Here is a 14,188-nt window from a genome sequence, read left to right as displayed (position 1 = left end):
TCTCGCAAGGCTGGCATGAGTTTCTCGTTCACCTCGTTCTTCGACTACACGGTCAACGGCCTGATCATCGGCAACATCTACGCGCTGCTGGCCGTGGGGCTGGCGCTGATCTTCGGGGTGTCGCACCTGATCAACTTCGCGCACGGCTCGGTCTACACGGTCGGCGCCTACATCGGCTGGGCCGCGATCACCTTCCTGCACACGCCGCTGCCGATCACGATCCTGCTGGTGGTGCTGGGCTCGGGCGCGCTGGGCATGCTGATCGAGCGCGTCGGCCTGCGGCCGCTGCAGGGCGCTGCGCGCATCGCGCCGCTGCTGGCCACCATCGGCATCAGCTTCGTGCTCGACATCCTGGTGCAGCTGATCGCGAGCCCCGACCCGCGTGCACTGCCGACCCAGCTGCCCGACTGGCGCTTGTCCATCGGCAGCGGCACCATCGGCGCGCTGGACCTGCTGATCGCCGGCATCGGGCTGGCGAGCGCGGCGCTGCTGTTCGGCTTCCTGCGCTTCACCAGGCTCGGCTGGGCCGTGCGCGCCACTGCGCAGGATCGCGATGCGGCGCAGCAGATGGGCGTCGACGTCCACCGCGTGAACCAGAGCGTGTTCGCGATCGCTTCCGCGCTCGGCGGCCTGTCGGGCCTGCTGGTCGGCATGTACTACAACAACATCAGCCCGGCGATGAGCTTCCAGGCCACGCTGAAGGGCGTGGTCGCGACAGTTGTCGGCGGCGTCGGCAACGTGCCGGGCGCGATCGCCGGCAGCATGCTGCTGGGCCTGACCGAGAGCTATGGGGTCGCGCTGTTCGGCACGCCCTACCGCAACCTGTTCGCCTTCGTGCTGCTGCTGGTGATCCTGGTCTGGAAGCCCAATGGCCTGTTCGGGCGCAAGCGCGCGCTGCCGCCCGAACCGTTGACCGGGACCTTCATCGCGCCGAGCAAGCCCTGGCGCGTGCCGCCGTGGTTGCTGGCCGGGCTGTTCGTGCTGGCCGTGGTGTTGCCGCTGTTCGATCCCTCGCCCTATGTGCTGCAGGTGCTGACCAACTCGTGGCTGTATGCGGCGCTGGCCCTGAGCCTCACGCTGGTGGCCGGCACCATCGGCCAGGTCTCGCTGGGCCATGCCGGGCTGCTCGCGATCGGCGCCTATGCCTCCTCGCTGCTGGTGCTCGACCTGCAGCTGCCGATCGGCACCTCGATCGTCCTGGCGGGCCTGCTGACCTCGCTGATCGGCACGGCACTGATCTTCCCGGCGTTCAGGCTGCGCGGCCACTACGTGTCGATCGCGACGCTGGGCATCGGCGAGATCGTGGCGCTGACGATCCTCAACTGGGAGAGCCTGACGCACGGGCCGATCGGCGTCTCCGGCATTCCGCCGCTGTCTCTGTTCGGCCAGGACGCGTCGTCGAACAACGCCTTCTATTGGGCCGCGTTCGGCGCGATGGTGCTGCTCGCGTTGCTGCAGTGGCGGCTGCTGCGCTCGCACCTGGGCCGCACCTTCCGCGCGGTGCGCGAGGACGAAGTCGCGGCGCGCGCCTACGGCGTGAGCCCGGACCGCTACAAGGCCATGGCCTTCGGCTTCGGCGGCTTCGCGGCCGGCGTCAGCGGGGCCTTCACCGCGCACCTCTACTCGTACATCAACCACGAGACCTTCGGCTCGCAGATCTCGATCCTCGCGCTGACGATGGTGATCCTGGGCGGCCTCGGCAACATCAGCGGCGCGCTGCTCGGCGCGGTGGCGCTGGTGAGCCTGCCCGAGCTGTTCCGCGTCACGGCGGAGTACCGCATGTTGATCTACGGCATCGCACTGCTGTTGCTGATCCGCTTCCGCCCGCAAGGCCTGCTGGGCACGGTTTGAACACTTCCACAAGGACCCTTCCATGAGCCACCTGAACGACTACCTTGCCGAGAAACGCGCCGCCGTGCTGGCCCGCAACGCGGCCATCGAGGCCGGCACCGCGCAGCCGGCGCAGCTGAAGGCGAATGTGCGCGCCGAAGGCCGCAGCGGCGTGCGCCGCCTGCGCATCCGCGAGCACCAGGTCATCAGCGACAGCCCGCCCGACTTCGCGGGCTACAACCTCGGGCCGAGCTCGCCGGAGCTGCAACTCGGCGTGCTCGGCACCTGCGTGACGCACATCTTCCTGATCCACGCGGCCGAACGGCAGGTGCCGCTCGAAAGCCTGGAAGTGGAGGTCACCGGCCTCATCGACCCGCGCGGCGGCAAGCCGGGCCACGAACAGACGCCGATCTGGCCGCACGAGATCGGCTACACGGTGCACATCGATTCGCCGGCCTCGCGCGAGGACATCGACGCGCTGTTCGAGGCGGTCGAGCGCAGCTGCCCGATCCTCAACCTGCTGCGCCATCCGCAGACCATCCGCGCCGAGGTGAAGCTGGTGAACTCGAAGGCGACGGCTGCCAACGCCGCCCGCAAGGAAGCGGATGCCCTCGCTGCTTGAGATCGCGGGCCTGACGCGGCGCTTCGGCGGCCTGACGGCCGTCGATGCAGTCGACCTGCGGGTCGGCGAGGGCGAGCTGGTCAGCGTGATCGGGCCCAACGGCGCGGGCAAGACCACGCTGTTCAACCTGGTGACAGGGCTCGACCAGCCCGATGGCGGCCGCGTGCTGTTCGAGGGCGACGACATCACCGGCTGGCCGGCGCAGCGGCTCGCGCAGCGCGGGCTCGCGCGCACCTTCCAGCATGGCCGGGTGTTCGCCAACCTCACGGTGCTCGACAACGTGCTGGTCGGCGCCCACACGCGGCTGCGTGCCGTGCGTCCCACGTTGGGCCGCGTGCCCGGCGTCGCGGCGCTGGCCGAACTGGCGCTGGCGCTGCTGCAGCCGCCCTCGGTTGCGCGCGAGGCGCAGCAGCTGCGCAGCGATGCGCTGGAGATCATCGCGCTGTTCGGCGCGCGGCTGGTGCCTCGCATCGACCATCCGGCCTACAGCCTGTCGTATGCGAACCGGCGCCGGGTGGAGATCGCCCGAGCCCTGGCCTTGCGGCCGCGCCTGCTGCTGCTCGACGAGCCGACGGCGGGCATGAACGAGAGCGAGACCGCGGAAATGCTGGAGATCATTCGCAAGCTCAAGGCGCGCGGCCAGACCATCCTGCTGATCGAGCACAAGCTCGATCTCGTGATGCAGCTGTCGGACCGCGTGGTGGTGCTCGACGACGGGCACAAGATCGCCGAGGGCCTGCCGGACGAGGTGCGAAACGACCCGCGTGTGATCGAGGCCTATCTGGGCCATCGGCAAGTCGGCAACGCGGTCCCGGTGGAGGTGGCCGCATGACGCTGCAAGCCACCATGGCCCGCACGGGGTTGGCGCCGTCCTCTCACTGGGGCAGCGACCGGGGGGAGGGCGCACGTGCCTCCGCCGCCTTGCCGGCCGCCGGTGGCGCCGCGCACCCGCTGCTGGCGCTGCGCAAGGTCAACAGCTTCTACGGCCCGGTGCAGGCGCACTTCGACCTCGACCTCGAGGTGCGGCCCGGCCAGATCGTGAGCCTGCTCGGCGGCAATGCGAGCGGCAAGTCGACCACGATGAAGGTGGTGCTTGGCCTGCTGAGGCCGCGTTCGGGCGAGGTCCGCTTCGACGGCCGGTCGATCGTCGGCCTGGCCACGCCGCAGGTGATCCGGCGCGGCATCGGTTCGGTGCCCGAGGCGCGGCGCCTGTTCCCCGCGATGACGGTGCGCGAGAACCTGCTGATGGGCGCCTATGCGCGCAACGACCGCAAGGCCGTGGCCGAGGACCTGGCGCGCATGCTCGATCTCTTTCCGCGGGTCGCCGAGCGCATCGAGTTCCAGGCCGGCACGCTGTCGGGCGGCGAGCAGCAGATGGTGGCGATGGCGCGCGCGCTGATGGGTCGGCCGAGGCTGATCTGCATGGACGAGCCGACCATGGGCCTGTCGCCGCTCTATGTGGACCGCGTGCTGGAACTCATCGCGCAGATCAACCGGCAGGGCGTGTCGGTCTTCATGGTCGAGCAGAACGCCAGCCTGGCGCTGCAGATCGCGCACTACGGCTACGTGCTGCAGACCGGCCGCATCGTGCTGCAGGGCCCGGCGAGCCAGCTGCTGGCCGATGCGCGCATCCGCGATGCCTATCTCGGCGGCGCCGATGCCGCCCTCACCGCTTCTTGAACCGAGGACCCCCCATGACCCTGAGACTCGACCACATCGTCATCGCCGTCGACGAACTCGACCCCGCCATCGCCGACTACCAGGCGCTCGGCTTCAACGTGCTGCGCGGCGGCGACCATCCGGGCCGGACGACGCACAACGCGCTGGTGGTGTTCGCCGATGGCAGCTACTTCGAGCTGATCGCCTGGAAGGCGCCGGCGCCCGGGGAGCGCTGGTGGCAACTGCTGCAGCGCCGAGGCGAAGGCCTGGTCGACTTCGCTCTGCTGCCCGCGAGCACCGGGGGCACGGTCGCCGAGGCCGCGCGGCGCGGCCTGGCGCTGCAGGGGCCGCTCGATGGCGGCCGCCTGCGCCCCGACGGCGAGCGGCTGCGCTGGCAGACCGCCCGGCCGCCGTCGCCGGACCTGCCCTTCCTGTGCGGGGACCTCACGCCGCGTGCGCTGCGCGTGCCCGAGGGCGATGCGCGGGTGCATCCCAACGGTGCGCTCGGCGTTGCCAGCCTGGCGATCGCGGTGCACGACCTGGAGGCCAGCCGGGCGCGCTACCAGGCGCTGTTCGGCGAGGCGACACCGGTCGGCCGTGCCGAGCAGCCGCCGGGCGAAGGCGGCCCCCACGCCTTGATCGCGCTGGGCGACAGCGTGCTGCGACTGAGCGTCGATGGAGCGGGCGAGCAGGGCCCGCGGGCCGTGGTCCTGCGCACGGCCGACGGCACGGCACCGCTCGCGCTGGATGCCAGGCGCACGCATGGGGCGCGCATCGCGTGGGATGCGGCAGGGCCGCGACCGGCCTCCTACAATGCGCGTTCTTCCGCGCCTGAAACTGTGGCCTGACACTTCCATCGAGCGGGCAGCCAACGGCGCTGCCGCTCATGTCGAGCGTCAGGGTGCAGAAGCCTTCCAATGAACCACCCTTACGCAGACCTCATCGGCCTCATCGTTGAAGAGCAGCGCGCCGGCTTCAGCCAGTGCTCGCTCCAGGTCGCGGAGCATCACCGCAATCCGCACGAGGTCGTGCATGGCGCCGTGATCTTCGCGCTCGCAGACACCGGCATGGGCGTCGCGCTCTACCCGACACTGGCCGAAGATGAAATCTGCGCCACCATCGAGGTGAAGATCAACTACTTCAAACCCGTGGCTTCCGGCCTCATCAAGTGCGTCACTGAACTCGTCAGCAGAGGCAGGACGATCGCCAATCTTGAATCGAGGATCTTCTCCGGAGAAACGCTGGTCGCGCAGGCCAATGGCAACTACTCCATTTTCCTGCCACGCAAGAAAGTGGCTTCGGTCGCGCGGTAGAGCGCATCGGGCGGCCCGGGCCCGGATTCGAGTCCTATCGCTGCGCACGCGTCACCATGGCCGGCATCGAGCCGATGCAAATGGTCAAAGCGGCGCGGCCGAGCCGCCCGGGGACGCAGAGGCCCGCGGCGTCGTCTCCGACGGCTTGACGCCGTTGCTGAGCCGGTAGTCGGCCGGTGTCGTGCCCGTCCAGCGCTTGAAGGAACGGAAGAAGGAGTTGGGGTCGACGAAGCCGAGCAGGTAGGCGATCTCGGTCAGGCTCGCGCGGCCCGCCGCGAGGTAGCGCCGTGCCATCTCGAGGCGGGCTTCGTCCAGCAGCGTGCTGAACCGCAAGCCTTCGCGCGCCAGCCGCCGCTGCAGTGTGCGCTCGCTGACGCACAGCACGCCGGCCACCTGCTCGATGCTCGGCACATCGCCGTGCAGCAGCTGCCGCAGCGCCTCCCGCACCGCCTGGGTGGTGTCGGGCGGCGACCGGTGGGCCACCAGGTCGCGCTCCGCGGCATCCTCGAACAAGGCGGCCACGGTCGGATTCGCGCTGACCAGCGGCAGGTCCAGGTCGCCGCGGCGGAACACGATCGAGTCGTGCGGCTGGCCGAACAGCGCCGGACACGAGAACATTTGCGCATAGCGCGTGTGATAGGGCGGTGCCTCGCCGATCAGCGTCAGGCGCACCGGCGCGATCTCGCGCTCGGTGAACAGTCGGCCGAAGTTCAGCAGCGTCCCCATCTGCACATCCATCCGGCAGCGGCTGTACGGGCGCTCGGGGCCGCTGTAGCGCACGCGCACGGCGGCCTCGTCGGCGTCCAGCACGATGTCGAGCTCGCAGGCCGACACCAGGGCGTTGTAGCGCGCGATGCGCGCCAGCGCCGCGCCGAAGCTGCCGCAGGTCATGGCCGAGAAGCCGACCACGCCGAACAACTCGGGCCGCATCGGCTGCATGCCCAGCGCCAGCCCGATGGCCGGATCGCCGATGCGCTCGTAGGCCATCGTGAAGAAGCGGTCGGCCTGATCCGCAGTGAGCGGCTTGCGCAGTTCATCGGGCGACAGCCCGGCCTGCGCTGCGAGTTCAGCCAGGTCGATGCCGGCCTTCTGGATCCCGGCGAGCATGTTGAACGGCAAGGCGGCGGAGGGCGTCACGAGGGGGACCTTTCAATGAGACGAGGCGTCCGGCCCTTGGCGCGTTCAGCAAGTGAAATTGGCGGCTGCGGACAGTTTTCCTTCCCGGGGCGCAGCTTAATCTGCAACACAAAGAAAACACAATTATTACTTTCTGTATGGTCCCCACGGCCGAAGCTGTTGCGGGTGGGCTTGGCGTGCACAAGACACACCCGATCGTCGAGTTGGACTACCGCGTCCGGCTGCCGGTGTGCCTGCTCGTGCTGGGGCTGTGGGGGACGCTGCTGAGCCAGCGCAACGCCAGCGTCTGGTTCTGGGCGCTGGCGGTGTTCCATGGCCTGCTGTGGCCGCACGTGGCCTATCTGCACGCGCGCTGGGCGGCCAACTCCAAGCGTGCCGAACTGCGCAACCTGCTGGGCGACGCTTTCCTGTGCATGCTGATGGTGGCGGTCTGCTCCTTCAGCCTGTGGCCGGCGGCGGTGGTGGTCATCACCCTCAATGCCGCCAACCTGAGCGTGGGCGGCGGCCGTTTCGCCGCCCTGGGCCTGCTCGCCCTGGCGGCCGGCGCGCTGGTCGGCGGTGCCTTCACCGGATTCGCCGTCGACCTCGAGTCCAGCCTGCCCATCGCGTTGCTGAGCATCGCGGCGCTGGCGCTGTTCACGGCCATCTTCGGCGTGCACTCGAATGCCCAGACCAAGCGCGTGCTGCGCCACAAGCAGATGCTGGAGAGCCAGAACCTGCTGATCGGCGAGCAGAACCGGCACATCGAGACCGCGCGCGCCCTGGCCGAGCAGGAGCGCGTGGCCGCCGATCAGGCGCGCGAGGCGGCCGAGGCGGCCAACCGCGCCAAGAGCGCCTTCCTGGCCAACATGAGCCATGAACTGCGCACGCCGCTGAACGCCATCATCGGCTACAGCGAGCTGGTGGCGGAAGAGGTGGCCGAGCTCGGCCAGCCGCAATTGCAGCCCGACCTGCACAAGATCCGCGCCGCCGGCCAGCAGCTGCTGGAGCTGATCAACAACGTGCTCGACCTGTCGAAGATCGAGGCCGGCAAGCTCGAGCTGCTGATCGAGGACGTCGACCTCGAAGACCTGATCCGGGACGTGCTCGACATCGCGCGGCCCCTGATCGCGCGCAACGCCAATGTGCTGGAGGTCAGCGTCGAGCCTGCGCTCGGCGCGGTGCGCGCGGACGGCATGAAGCTGCGCCAGGTGCTGCTGAACCTGTTGTCCAACGCCGGCAAGTTCACCCGGGACGGCCTGCTGTCGCTGGAGGTGCGCGGCGCCGCGCGCGACGGCCTGCGCTGGCTCGAGATCGCGGTCAGCGATTCGGGCATCGGCATGACGGCGGCGCAGGTCGAGCGGCTGTTCCTGCCTTTCTCCCAGGCCGACAGCACCACCACGCGGCGCTTCGGCGGCACCGGGCTGGGCCTCGCCATCAGCCGGCGCCTGTGCGAACTCATGGGCGGCGACATCCGGGTGTCGAGCGAGGAAGGCAAGGGCTCGCGCTTCACCGTCATGCTGCCGGTGCTGGGCCTGGAGCTGGTTGGCGTGAGCGTCGAGGGCTGAGCGCGCGATGAACGACGAGACCGCAGTCCCACGGCGCATTCACCCGATCGTGGAGCTGGACTACGGGGTTCGGCGCTGGGCCAACCTGCTGGTCTTCGTGGTGCTGGTGTCGCACTTCCTCGAGCGGCCGCCGTCGCCGTGGGCCTGGGCGGTGCTGGTCTTCCACGGCTTCCTGTGGGCGCCGCTGGCACGCTGGGTGGCGCGCCGGGCGCCCGACAGCCGCCAGGCCGAGCACCGCAACCTGATGGCCGACGCCCTGCTGTTCGGCGTCCTGAGCGGGCTGGTGTCGTTCTCGCTATGGCCCAGCACGCTCATGCTGAGCTCGGGCCTGCTGTCGATCCTGAGCCTGGGCGGACCGCCGCTGGCGCTGCGCGGCTTCGTCGCCTGGCTGGCCGGGGCGCTGCTGGGCGCGGCCGCCAGCGGCTTCGATGTGCAGCTGGAGACGTCGCTGCGCACCGCGCTGCTGTCGGTGGCCTGCTTCGTGCCCTACCTGCTGATGTTCGGCGTCCATTCGTATTCGCAGTCCCAGCGAGCGCTGGAGGCGCGGCGCGAGGTGATCCAGCGCAACGAGCAGATCACGCTGAAGAACCGGCAGCTCGAACTGGCGCGCATGCTGGCCGACTCGGCCAACCGAACCAAGAGCGCCTTCCTGGCCAACATGAGCCACGAACTGCGCACGCCGCTGAACGCCATCATCGGCTACAGCGAGCTGCTCGAATCGGAGTTCATGGACATCGGCGAGGCCGATCGCGTCGGCGACGTGCAGAAGATCCGCAGCGCCGGCATGACGCTGCTGGCCATGGTCGAGGGCGTGCTCAACCTCTCGAAGATGGAGGCCGGCCAGGCGGAGGTCTTCAACGCGCCGTTTCGGCCCGACGAACTGGTGGAGAGCGTGGCGCAGGAAATGCGCGAGGAGATCGAGCGCAACGGCAACGTCTTCAGCCTGTTCTGCGACGTCCCGCCGCTGCGCCTGCTGGGCGACGCGGAGAAGATCCGGGAGATCCTGGCCCACCTGTTGTCGAACGCCGGCAAGTTCACGCGCGACGGCGAGGTCGTGCTCAACGTCCGGCACGAGCCCGAGACCCAGATGCTCGTGATCCAGGTGGACGACAACGGCATCGGCATTGCCAGCGCCCAGCGCGAGCTGCTGTTCCGCGCCTTCGCGCAGGCCGACAGCTCCTCCACGCGCCGCTTCGGCGGCAGCGGCCTGGGGCTGGCGATCACGCGCCACTATTGCGAGCTGATGGGCGGCACGATCGACGTCGACAGCCAGGTCGGCGCCGGCGCCCGCTTCGTCGTTCGGGTGCCGGCGCCGGTGGCCGCCAGGAGGGGCCTGGCCCATGCCTAGGATCCTGATCGTCGAGGACAACGAGATGAACCTCGACATGCTGTCGCGCCGGCTGTCGCGCCAGGGCTTCCAGATCTCGGCCGCCACCGACGGCGCGCAGGCCGTGGCGCTGGCCGCGAGCGCCGCGCCGGACCTGATCCTCATGGACATGAGCCTGCCCGTGATGGACGGCTGGGAAGCCACGCGCGTCCTGAAGGCCGATGCGGCGACCCGGGCGATCCCGGTGATCGCGCTCACGGCGCACGCGATGTCGGGCGATCGCGAGCGCGCCATGGCCGCCGGCTGCAACGACTTCGACACCAAGCCGGTCGACCTGGCGCGGCTGATGGACAAGATCGCGCGCGCGCTCCTCCCGAAAGGCCCGGCATGACCTCAAGGCGAACACCGAAGCGCCGCTGCGCGAAGGCACACCGATGAACAGGCTCAGCATCACCCGCACCGCCACGCTGGACAACCTGCCCGAGCTGCTCGCCGCGGCCGACCAGGCCTGCCAGCAGGCCGGCGCCAGCCGCGAGGTGCGCGACGAGGTCCGGCTGGCGGTCGAGGAGGTCAGCGTCAACGTCATCACGCACGGCTACGCCGACGGCCCGCCGGGCCCCATCACGCTGGCGTTCGACTGGGAACGCTGTCCGATGACGATCGAGATCGCCGACCGCGCGCGCGCCTTCGATCCGGACTCGCTGGCCGCGCCTGCGCTCGACGCCTCCTGGGAGGAGCGCCCGATCGGCGGCCTCGGCTGGCACCTGGTGCGCCAGATGGTCGACGAGGTGCGCTACCGGCCGGACCCCGAGCGCGGCAACCATCTGACGCTCGTCAAGCAGATCCGCCCCTAATCCAGATCACAGGAGTTCCGCATGCAGATCAGCATCACCCCCGGCGACGTCACCGTCGCGGCCATCAGCGGCAGCGTCGACAGTCTCACGGCCGAGCACCTCATGGAGGCGCTCGGCAAGGCGGTCAGCGAACACCGGGTGCGCCTGGTGGCCGACTTCAGCGAAGTGGTCTACACCAGCAGCGCCGGCCTCCGGGCGCTGCTCGCGACCCTCAAGGACGCGCGCCGCCAGGGCGGCGACTTCCGGCTCGCGGGCGTCCAGCCCGGCGTGCTGCGGGTGCTGGAGCTGTCGGGCTTCACGAGCATCCTGAAGCTCTACGGCGACGTCGGCTCGGCGGTCGCCAGCTTCGACGCCGAAGTGCAATGAAGCCGCCCGAATCCGCCCCCGGGCGCAAGCGCATCGCGCTGGTCATCGGCGCGGGCAGCGTGAAGTGCGCCGCCGCCATCGGCATCCAGACCGTGCTCAAGCGCGAGGGCTTCGAGCTCGACATGGTGGTCGGCTGCAGCGCCGGGGCGATGTACGCGGCCGTCATGGCGGCCGGGCACGATGCGGCCGTGGCGGCCGAGATGACCCGCACGCTGTGGACCAAGGAAGTGGCGGAAAAGCGCAACACCCGGGCACTGCTGCAGACCGTGGCGCCGCGCTTGCTGCGCTTCGACAAGGCCACCTACGGCCTGCGCGACGACCGGATGATCCTGCAGCGGCTGCAGAGCGCCTTCGGCGATATCCGCATCGAGGACCTGCCGACGCCGCTGCACGTCACCGCCACCGACCTCGCCAACGGCGAGCAGGTGGTGCTGTCGTCGGGCAGCCTGGTGGATGCGGTGCGCGCCAGCATCGCGCTGCCGTTCGCCTTCTCGCCCTGGCGCATCGGCGACAAGCTGCTGATCGACGGCTTCCTCTCCGACCCGCTGCCGATCGGCGTCGCCATCCGCCAGGGCGCCAACGTGATCGTGGCGGCCGGCTTCGAGAGCCCCTACCAGTCCAGCATCCACTCGGCCGGGCGCTTTGCCTTCCAGCTCAGCGCGATCATGTCCAACAACCTGCTGAAGTCGAACTACGCCTTCCACAGCCTGGCCCACCACAGCGAGATCATCCCGATCATTCCGCGCTTCGAGCAGCGCGTGCGGCTGTTCGACACCGACAAGATCCCCTACATCATCGAGGCCGGCGAACGTGCCGCCGAGGAGCAGCTGCCGTACCTGCGCGAGCTGATGCGACAGAGCCCGGAGCCCGCGGAAGTCGCATGAAGCAAGGGCATCCCGGGCCGCCGGAGCGCAGGAAACCGAAGGTGGCGGTGGTGATCGGGTCGGGCGGACTCAAGTGCGCCGCCGCGCTCGGCGTGCTCAAGGTGCTGCAGCGCGAAGGCATCGGCATCGACATGGCGATCGGCTGCAGTGGGGGCAGTTTCTTCGCCACCGCGATCGCGCTCGGCGCCGCCGACATGGACGAGGCCGCCGAGCGCTTTGCGCGCGGCTGGAGCGGGATCTTCGGCCGCGTCGCCTATCGCACGATGCTGAGCGTGCTGTTTCCGCGCCTGTTCGGCTTCGGCCACCGCTTCGGCCTGCTCGACGACGAGAAGGTGAACCAGGGGATCGAATCCTTCACGCGGCAGCTCACCTTCGCCGACACCGAGATTCCGCTCCACCTGGCGGCGACCGACTATCGCACCGGCGAGAAAGTGGTGCTGTCGCACGGCAAGCTGGCCGACGCCATCCGTGCCAGCATCGCGATTCCGCTGGTGCTGCCGCCGTGGCCGGTGGACGGCCGGCTGCTGTTCGACGGCGGCGCCTCCAACCCGATACCGGTGGACGTGGCGACCCGCGAGGGCTGCGACATCGTCATCGCGATGGGTTTCGAGGAGCCGGTGGACGGCGAGGTGCAGTCGGCGATGCAGCTCGCGCACCGCGCCATCTCGATCTCGGTCAATCACTTCATCCGCTCGCAGTACGCGCTCTACAGCCTCACGCACCACGCCGAGGTGATCCCGATCCTGCCCGTGTTCGAGCGCCGCATCGGGCTGCGCGACCTGAGCGAGCTGCCCTACATCATGGCGCTCGGCGAACGCGCGGCCGAGCGGGAGATTCCTTACTTGCGCCGGCTGCTGGCCGCCGGCACGACCGCGATCGATCGCGCGCCGGGGACCGTGCAGTGAACGCCATCGCCGTCGCGCCGGCGCGCGCGCTGGTGGTCGACGACAACGAGATGAACCGCGACGTGCTGTCGCGCCGGCTGCAGCGCAGCGGCCATGCGGTGGAGGTGGCGGACAGCGGCGAGCGTGCGCTGGCCCGCCTCAAGGCGCAGAGCTTCGACCTGATCCTGCTCGACGTCATGATGCCCGGCATCGACGGCTACGAGGTGCTGGCGCGGCTGAAGGAGGATCCGGCGCTGCGGCACATCCCGGTCATCATGATCTCCGCGCTCGGCGAGACCGAGAGCGTGGTCAAGTGCCTGGCGCTGGGTGCCGACGACTACCTCACCAAGCCGTTCAACCCGCTGATCCTGCAGGCCCGCGTGGACGCCTGCCTGCTCAAGAAGCGGATGCACGACGGCGAGATGCGGCACATGCAGAGCATGGAGCGCGAGTTCGAGATCGGCCGCGCCATCCAGGCCGGCTTCCTGCCGGAGTCGCTGCCCGCGATGTCGGGCTGGGACATCGCGGTGCGCTTCCGGCCGGCGCGCCAGGTGGCCGGCGATTTCTACGACCTGTTCGAGACCCAGTCCGGCGGCATCTTCATCGTGGTCGCCGACGTCTGCGACAAGGGCGTCGGCGCCGCGCTCTACATGGCGCTGTTCCGCAGCCTGATCCGGGCCACCGCGAGCCAGCCCTTTGCGGAGGGCACCGATGCGTCGGCCATCCTGCTCGCGACCGCCACGCTCACCAACGACTACATCGCGCGCGTCCATGGCCGCGCGAACATGTTCGCCACCGCCTTCCTGGGCATCCTGGACGCCGGCACGGGCGTCTTGCTGTACGTCAACGCAGGCCACGACCCGCCGCTGATCGCGAGCGCGCAGGGGGGCCGGCGGCGGCTCGGCCTGACCGGGCCCGCGCTGGGACTGCTGGCCGAGCAGCGCTTCAGCGTCGGCACCACGCAGCTGGGCGTCGGCGACCTGCTGCTGGGCTACACGGATGGCGTCGTGGAGTCGACCGGCGCCGAAGGCGCATTCGGCGAGTCGAGGCTGCAGGACGCCCTGCTCGGCGCGCCGGGTTCGTCCGATGCGTTGCTGCAGCGGATCGAGGCCGCGCTCGACGCCTTCGGCGACGGCGCGGAAGCCGCGGACGACATCACGATGGTCGCGCTGCGGCGGGTCGAGGCGATCGAGGGCTCGATGCCGGCGCGCTGACGCAGTGGGCCGCGCGTCTGGCGAAGCGCGCCTACACCACGAGGTTCGGCCGCCTGGCGGTTCGACAGGGGCGTTTCCCTAAAATGGCCTGCCACGAGTTGAACGGAGCTTCCCTTGCGCATTGCCACCTTCGCCCTTGCCGCCCTTGCCGCGGCGGCTACTTTCCCGGCTCTCGGGCAGGTCAACATCAACATCAACGTGCCCGGCATCGTGCAGATGGCGCCGCCGCCGCCACGTTACGAAATGATTCCCGGACCGCGCCCGGGCCAGGTGTGGGTGCCGGGGCGCTGGGCCTGGAACGACCGCGACTATGTCTGGCGCGGAGGCTACTGGCAGCAAGCCCGTCCCGACTATGTGTACGCACCGGGCCGCTGGGTCCAGGCGAGCGGCGGATGGCGCTGGGTCGACGACCAGTGGAAGCCGGGCAAGCAGAAGCACGGCAAGCACAGCAAGCACGACCACGACGACTACCATGACGATGGCGGCTACCACTGCCCGCCGGGGCAGGCCAAGAAGGGGCGCTGCTAGCCTGCATCGCCTTCAGGCTCACC

16 protein-coding genes are annotated in these 14,188 nt (G+C 69.7%); 15 read left to right on the top strand and 1 reads right to left on the bottom strand.

Going from position 1 to position 14,188, the window contains the following annotated elements:
- Positions 1 to 15 precede the first annotated feature (15 nt).
- The 6 genes from AB4Z46_RS23870 (at position 16) to AB4Z46_RS23845 (ending at position 5,424) form a co-directional block, all read left to right on the top strand.
- Positions 16 to 1,851, top strand: a complete 1,836-nt coding sequence (locus AB4Z46_RS23870) for an ABC transporter permease (RefSeq protein ID WP_442286024.1) — start codon at positions 16 to 18, stop codon at positions 1,849 to 1,851.
- A 22-nt stretch (positions 1,852 to 1,873) separates the two neighbouring features.
- A complete protein-coding gene (locus AB4Z46_RS23865; protein WP_442286023.1) occupies positions 1,874 to 2,452 on the top strand; it encodes an OsmC family protein in 579 nt (192 codons plus the stop codon).
- Complete coding sequence (locus AB4Z46_RS23860) at positions 2,436 to 3,284, top strand: ABC transporter ATP-binding protein (protein ID WP_442286022.1); 849 nt, start codon at positions 2,436 to 2,438, stop codon at positions 3,282 to 3,284. The genes AB4Z46_RS23865 and AB4Z46_RS23860 overlap by 17 nt, the downstream gene beginning before the upstream one ends.
- 2 nt (positions 3,285 to 3,286) lie before the next feature.
- A complete protein-coding gene (locus tag AB4Z46_RS23855) occupies positions 3,287 to 4,132 on the top strand; it encodes an ABC transporter ATP-binding protein (protein WP_442286055.1) in 846 nt (281 codons plus the stop codon).
- Between the two features lie 14 nt (positions 4,133 to 4,146).
- Entirely contained in the window at positions 4,147 to 4,959 is an 813-nt protein-coding gene (locus AB4Z46_RS23850) for a VOC family protein (protein ID WP_442286021.1), read from the top strand.
- Positions 4,960 to 5,028: 69 nt separating this feature from the next.
- Entirely contained in the window at positions 5,029 to 5,424 is a 396-nt protein-coding gene (locus AB4Z46_RS23845) for a PaaI family thioesterase (RefSeq protein ID WP_442286020.1), read from the top strand.
- An 84-nt stretch (positions 5,425 to 5,508) separates the two neighbouring features.
- On the opposite strand, the gene AB4Z46_RS23840 is transcribed toward AB4Z46_RS23845, so the two are convergent.
- The gene (locus tag AB4Z46_RS23840) at positions 5,509 to 6,561 is read right to left on the bottom strand and encodes an AraC family transcriptional regulator (protein WP_442286019.1); all 1,053 of its coding nucleotides are present in this window, start codon (positions 6,559 to 6,561) and stop codon (positions 5,509 to 5,511) included.
- 176 nt (positions 6,562 to 6,737) lie between these two features.
- Between AB4Z46_RS23840 and AB4Z46_RS23835 the strand changes: the two genes are divergently transcribed.
- The 9 genes from AB4Z46_RS23835 (at position 6,738) to AB4Z46_RS23795 (ending at position 14,165) form a co-directional block, all read left to right on the top strand.
- Complete coding sequence (locus AB4Z46_RS23835; RefSeq protein ID WP_442286018.1) at positions 6,738 to 8,108, top strand: ATP-binding protein; 1,371 nt, start codon at positions 6,738 to 6,740, stop codon at positions 8,106 to 8,108.
- Positions 8,109 to 8,115: 7 nt separating this feature from the next.
- Positions 8,116 to 9,456, top strand: a complete 1,341-nt coding sequence (locus tag AB4Z46_RS23830) for an ATP-binding protein (RefSeq protein ID WP_442286017.1) — start codon at positions 8,116 to 8,118, stop codon at positions 9,454 to 9,456.
- Complete coding sequence (locus AB4Z46_RS23825; RefSeq protein ID WP_442286016.1) at positions 9,449 to 9,826, top strand: response regulator; 378 nt, start codon at positions 9,449 to 9,451, stop codon at positions 9,824 to 9,826. Before AB4Z46_RS23830 ends, AB4Z46_RS23825 begins: the two co-directional genes overlap by 8 nt.
- 43 nt (positions 9,827 to 9,869) lie before the next feature.
- Positions 9,870 to 10,289: an ATP-binding protein gene (locus AB4Z46_RS23820; protein WP_442286015.1), complete on the top strand. Its 420-nt coding sequence runs from the start codon at positions 9,870 to 9,872 to the stop codon at positions 10,287 to 10,289.
- 21 nt (positions 10,290 to 10,310) lie between these two features.
- Positions 10,311 to 10,655: an STAS domain-containing protein gene (locus AB4Z46_RS23815; protein WP_442286014.1), complete on the top strand. Its 345-nt coding sequence runs from the start codon at positions 10,311 to 10,313 to the stop codon at positions 10,653 to 10,655.
- A complete protein-coding gene (locus AB4Z46_RS23810) occupies positions 10,652 to 11,539 on the top strand; it encodes a patatin-like phospholipase family protein (RefSeq protein WP_442286013.1) in 888 nt (295 codons plus the stop codon). The genes AB4Z46_RS23815 and AB4Z46_RS23810 overlap by 4 nt, the downstream gene beginning before the upstream one ends.
- Positions 11,536 to 12,444, top strand: coding sequence for a patatin-like phospholipase family protein (locus AB4Z46_RS23805; RefSeq protein WP_442286012.1), 909 nt, complete (start codon positions 11,536 to 11,538; stop codon positions 12,442 to 12,444). Before AB4Z46_RS23810 ends, AB4Z46_RS23805 begins: the two co-directional genes overlap by 4 nt.
- The gene (locus AB4Z46_RS23800) at positions 12,441 to 13,637 is read left to right on the top strand and encodes a PP2C family protein-serine/threonine phosphatase (RefSeq protein ID WP_442286011.1); all 1,197 of its coding nucleotides are present in this window, start codon (positions 12,441 to 12,443) and stop codon (positions 13,635 to 13,637) included. Before AB4Z46_RS23805 ends, AB4Z46_RS23800 begins: the two co-directional genes overlap by 4 nt.
- A 114-nt stretch (positions 13,638 to 13,751) precedes the next feature.
- The gene (locus tag AB4Z46_RS23795) at positions 13,752 to 14,165 is read left to right on the top strand and encodes a YXWGXW repeat-containing protein (protein ID WP_442286010.1); all 414 of its coding nucleotides are present in this window, start codon (positions 13,752 to 13,754) and stop codon (positions 14,163 to 14,165) included.
- The last annotated feature ends 23 nt before the right edge of the window (positions 14,166 to 14,188 follow it).

Source organism: Variovorax sp. M-6 (genome assembly GCF_052114385.1).
In the GTDB taxonomy this organism is placed as follows: domain Bacteria; phylum Pseudomonadota; class Gammaproteobacteria; order Burkholderiales; family Burkholderiaceae_C; genus Variovorax.
This window is presented reverse-complemented; position numbering and strand designations above follow the sequence as displayed.